Genomic DNA, 790 nt, shown 5'->3' on the forward strand with positions numbered 1-790 from the left:
TGTCAGGCAGGCGAAGCAACGAGTCGATAATCAGTGGCGAGTAATTGAGAACGACCACCCCTTAATTATAGAGGATCAGTTGTTCGAAGGTATCTCAACTCACTGGAAACGTCTGTCGTTTCGTTGGCAGCAGAAAGCAGTGACCAACAATATTGAACAGCACAATCGGCTTATTATCAACTTGCTGTACCTGATAGAAAATCAAGCAGAAAGTTATCTACCCATGCTTAGTTTTGGTCGTGACTCTGGGTTAGATGTTATTTGGAAGGAATTGCTTGAGACAATTGAAGCGATTGGGCAAACGCGTGCTATTGGTATGGGGGTCGTAAGTTGGATCAAACAGAAGATAATAGGCGTCTGTCTTCAGCACTTCTAAGTCCATCAACCCAACAGGCAACGCAATCCCATCTTTCTTAGCTTTCAGTTCCCGAGTCATTATAGTTAATTACCCAGTCAGAAGTCTTATGAAATTCAGGTGACTCAAAACGATGTCTCATGTTTAAGACAGATTCGTAGAAGACATCTTCCAATAGAAAGTTCACAATAAATGCCGGAATAAAACCACCCGGCTCAGTATGCCCTTGCCAGACGATTCTGGTTTTCTCGTTGCCTTCAGGAATCAGTACTAGTTCATTATTAACTTTAGGTGTTCGAATAACACCTTCATTTTTGGGTAGAGCATCGCCTTCAAACCATTCTTTAATTCGAACGACTTTTGAATCAGTTTCCTGTGTTAGTTGCTGGCCTGCGACGATATCTCTGTCAGCCAGTGGCCAGGGTAAACCCATTC

1 protein-coding gene and 1 pseudogene are annotated in these 790 nt (G+C 42.9%); one reads left to right on the forward strand and one right to left on the reverse strand.

Annotated elements, in window-relative coordinates; translation table 11 throughout:
• Positions 1-376: hypothetical protein (locus tag A3763_RS28045; protein WP_197482744.1), on the forward strand; the 376-nt coding region annotated here is incomplete at its 5' end.
• 37 nt (positions 377-413) lie between these two features.
• Here A3763_RS28045 and A3763_RS28050 read toward each other — a convergent pair.
• Positions 414-790 (reverse strand): annotated as a pseudogene (locus tag A3763_RS28050) (hypothetical protein); the annotation flags it as partial.

It is taken from the genome of Oleiphilus sp. HI0128, assembly GCF_001635365.1.